Raw genomic sequence first — 2,435 nt, 5'->3', positions numbered from 1 at the left:
ACCAGCGCTTACGTGTTACGCCAGCTGAAAAGTATCATCACCAGCAAGTACCCGCGTCACAAACTGGCTGATGACGGTACCCGGTTTGGTGCCGGTCAGGCCATTGTCACCCCGGCGGTCATTAAAGGGGAGTTGTGCACGGTGTACCGCACCATGGAGCGTAACGGGATCGTCGAGAATTACGACCTGTTTAAAGCCCACCTGATTGTTGAACGCAACACGGATAACCCGAACCGGGTGGATGTGCTGTTCCCGCCGGATTATGTCAACCAGTTGCGGACGTTTGCTGTGCTGAACCAGTTCCGCCTGCAGTACAACGAGGAGAGTGAATAATGTCCCGTATTGCCGGTACCTGTTATTTCAAAGTTGACGGGCTTCAGTTGTCGCTGACCGGCGGCATTGAAGTGCCGATGAACACCACGCTGAATGATGATGTGATTGGCCTGGACGGCTCGGTTGACCGGAAGGAAACCCACCGTGCACCGTATGTCAAAGGCACCTTCAAGGTGCCAAAAGACTTCCCTGTCAGCAAAATCACCTCATCAGATTCGATGACCATTACCGCCGAACTGGCTAACGGTATGGTCTACGTCCTGTCAAATTCCTGGCTGCATGGCGAAGCGAACCACAATCCCGAAGAAGGGACAGTGGATGCTGAATTCCACGGTACCGAAGGAGACTACCAGTGAAAGAAATCGTACTGACCCGGGCCATTATGGCTGCCGGGGAAAAACTCAGCGTGCTGGAGCTGCGTGAGCCCACCTACGATGAAGTGGAACAAATGGGTATCCCGTTCAGTTATACCGAAAGTGGTGACATGAAACTGGATACGCGCTCTGCCCTGAAGTACATCCCGGTGCTGGCGGGGATCCCCCGTTCATCGGCCAGCCAGATGGTGCTTAAAGATGTGTTTATGGTGTCGATGAGTATCGTCAGTTTTTTTACGGGGTCGGAGAGCAGCGCCACCTCAGAAAACGACTCTACAACACCGCCCACTTCTGGCGCATAAACCCCCTGGAACTGAAATCTGTGGCGGTCAGCCGGTTTCTGGAAATGGAAGCCGAAGCGGTACGTATCAGTGAGGAAATAAATCATGGCTGACAGTTTTGAGTTGAAGGCCATCATCACCGCAGTGGACCAGATGTCCGGTCCACTGAAAGGGATGAGCAAAAACCTCAAAGGGTTTCAGAAAGAAGCCAAAAGCATCATGATCAATGCGGCTGCCATGGGCGCCGCGCTGGTCACAGCATTTGCGGTCCCGATCAATAAGGCCATTGCGTTTGAATCGACCATGGCCGATGTCCGTAAGGTTGTGAACTTTGATACCCCGCCGCAGTTTAAAGAGATGAGTGATGACATTCTGACCCTGTCCACTCAGCTTCCCATGGCTGCCGAAGGGATAGGCCAGATTGTGGCGGCAGGCGGGCAGGCAGGTATTGCCCGGCAGGATCTAAAACAGTTCGCCTCAGATGCAGTAAAAATGGGTGTGGCCTTTGACCAGACAGCGGAAGAGTCAGGCCAGATGATGGCGACCTGGCGTACAGCGTTTAAAATGTCCCAAAGTGAAGTGGTGACGCTGGCTGACAAGATTAACTTCCTGGGCAATACCGGCCCGGCCAACGCCCGTAAAATTTCTGATGTTGTGACGCGAATTGGCGCAATTGGTAAAACGGCGGGGCTGAACAGTGGGCAGGTTGCCGCGATGGGGGCCACCATTACGGGCATGGGGGTGGAATCAGAAATTGCCGCCACCGGCATCAAGAATTTCACCAAAACGCTGACAGCCGGGAAGGCGCTGAGTAAATCTCAGGCTGGTGCCCTTAAGCAACTGGGGTTTGATGGTGTCAAACTGTCTCAGGACATGCAGAAAGATGCCGCCGGTACCGTGCTTAAAGTGCTCGAGACTATCAGTAAGGTGGACAAAGCCCAGCAGTCTGCCGCGCTGTTTACCCTGTTCGGCTCTGAATCTTCTGCTGCCATTTTCCCCATGCTCACTAACCTAGAGTTGCTGAAAACCAATTTCCGGCGTGTGGCAGACGCCCAGCAATATGCCGGGTCCATGCAGAAAGAATACGATTCACGGGCCGCCACCACGGCGAACGCGTTGCAACTGATGCGAAACCAGTTTGATGCGGCCAGTATCACTATCGGTGAAATCTTCCTCCCGGACATCGTGAAGCTGACAAAGAAAATTCAGCCGATGCTCGAGCAGTTTCGCCAGTTTGTAAAAGAGAACCCGGAACTGATCCGCAAAACCCTGAAGTTTGGTTTAACGCTGGTGGGCATTGCGTCCTCTGTTGGTGTGGCGACAAAGGCCTTCAAAACCTTTGATGCCATTATGAAGATGTCCACCATGGGTAAAATGGTGTCCCTGCTGGTGATTGGTGCCGGGCTGATTGTCAGTAACTGGGATAAAGTCGGGCCGGTGGTGAAAG

General features: G+C 53.3%; 4 protein-coding genes. All 4 read left to right on the top strand.

Going from position 1 to position 2,435, the window contains the following annotated elements:
* A partial coding sequence (locus DES37_RS25310; RefSeq protein WP_281271498.1) for a phage tail sheath C-terminal domain-containing protein occupies nt 1-333 on the top strand: 333 nt, incomplete at its 5' end.
* The gene (locus tag DES37_RS25305; RefSeq protein ID WP_110028288.1) at nt 333-689 is read left to right on the top strand and encodes a phage tail tube protein; all 357 of its coding nucleotides are present in this window, start codon (nt 333-335) and stop codon (nt 687-689) included. The genes DES37_RS25310 and DES37_RS25305, both read left to right, overlap by 1 nt.
* Nucleotides 686-1,009 carry a phage tail assembly protein gene (locus DES37_RS25300; RefSeq protein WP_110028287.1) on the top strand — a complete coding sequence of 108 codons (324 nt, stop codon included), beginning with the start codon at nt 686-688 and terminating at the stop codon, nt 1,007-1,009. The genes DES37_RS25305 and DES37_RS25300 overlap by 4 nt, the downstream gene beginning before the upstream one ends.
* Before the next feature lie 84 nt (nt 1,010-1,093).
* The coding region (locus DES37_RS25295) for a phage tail tape measure protein (protein WP_110028286.1) at nt 1,094-2,435 on the top strand (1,342 nt) is incomplete at its 3' end.

It is taken from the genome of Mangrovibacter plantisponsor (assembly GCF_003182475.1).
Classification (GTDB): domain Bacteria; phylum Pseudomonadota; class Gammaproteobacteria; order Enterobacterales; family Enterobacteriaceae; genus Mangrovibacter; species Mangrovibacter plantisponsor.
This window is presented reverse-complemented; position numbering and strand designations above follow the sequence as displayed.